At 50.4% G+C, this 1410-nt stretch carries 2 protein-coding genes; one reads left to right on the forward strand and one right to left on the reverse strand.

The window, feature by feature from the left end:
• Positions 1-384 precede the first annotated feature (384 nt).
• Positions 385-798: a type IV pilin protein gene (locus ACTHS3_RS13045; RefSeq protein ID WP_440368133.1), complete on the forward strand. Its 414-nt coding sequence runs from the start codon at positions 385-387 to the stop codon at positions 796-798.
• A gap of 67 nt (positions 799-865) precedes the next feature.
• Here ACTHS3_RS13045 and ACTHS3_RS13050 read toward each other — a convergent pair.
• Positions 866-1410, reverse strand: a 545-nt coding sequence (locus ACTHS3_RS13050; RefSeq protein WP_440368132.1) for an undecaprenyl-diphosphate phosphatase, incomplete at its 5' end; no start/stop codon positions are given.

Raw genomic sequence — 1410 nt, forward strand, 5'->3', positions numbered from 1 at the left:
GGAGGAGCTGAAAAACGTGAAGGGCATCGGTGATGCGGTGCTGAACAAGTTGAAGGCGGAGGCGACGGTTTCTTCTGTCGCGCCTAAGGCCGCCCAGCCTGCCGTGAAAAAATAAGTCTGACGGACGATTGTGCCGTATGCCGCCCTGATGCCTAACCGTTTGCCGGTTCGGGATGACGGGCGGCTTTGTATGGGGGTGGCAATGAAGACTTGGGCCAATAGAGACTTTACATTGGGTGAAGGGATAAACGGATAAGTCCCCTCCTGTCGGATAGGGATATAAAAGATAAAGGGAATAAAGATATGTACTCAAATGCATTTGACGGAAAACGGAATAGGGCAACTGTGCAGAGGGGCTACTCTTTGATACAGCTGTTGGTGGTGATGCTGTTGGTTTCGATCTTGGCAACGGCGGCCTTTACGGCCTATCGGGAATCGGTCCGCTCGGCCAACCTGCGTGCGGCTCATGCCGCGCTGCTGGAAAATGCGCGCTTTATGGAGCAGTTCTACACAAAAAAGGGCAGCTTTAAGCTGACGTCGACGAAGTGGCCGGAATTGCCGGTGAAGGAGGCGGGCGGTTTCTGTATCAGGATGAGCGGTCAGGCTAAGGGTATCTTGGAGGGGAAGTTTACCCTGAAGGCGGTGGCTTTGGACAGGGAGGCGGAACCCAGGGTATTACGCTTGAACGAGTCGCTGACGGCGGTGGTGTGCGGGAAGATGAAGGGGAAGGGCAGCTGTACGGACGGCGAGGAGATATTTAGGGGTAATGATGCGGAGTGTAAGCCTTTGACGGGGTGACAATAGAGTGGAAAGGAGATAAGAAAGTAAAAAGGACGTGCTCAGGCACGTCCTTTGGGGAAAGGGGTTATTCGCTCCAGCTGACCCAGCCCAGCATCCAAGTAAGGAGAATCAGACCACCAAATACGATGCGGTAGTAGGCAAAAGGCACATAGTTTTTACTGGAGACAAATTTCAGCAAAGCTTTTACTGCCAATAAACCGGCGATAAATGCTGCGATAAAACCGATGGCAATTTGTCCGACATCTTGCAAGGTAAAAAGTTTGTAGTTTTTTAAGATGTCGTAACCTGTGGCCGCAATCATCATTGGTACAGCAAGGAAGAATGAAAATTCAGTAGCCGTTTTACGTTCCAGCCCCCACAGCATACCACCCATGATGGTACTGCCTGAACGTGATGTCCCAGGGATAAGGGCACAAATTTGGGCGCATCCTACAACAAATGCGTCAATTGGGCGCATATCATCGACATGGTTGACTTTAGGTTTTGCTGTTGCTTGGCGTTTTTCAACCCATAAAATGAAGAAGCCTCCCAGTACCAGCATGGTAGCAACGGTAATCGGGTTGAAAAGATGCAATTTAATTTGTTTACTGAATAAGAGGCCAACAATCG

It is taken from the genome of Neisseria sp. P0009.S007 (assembly GCF_051962515.1).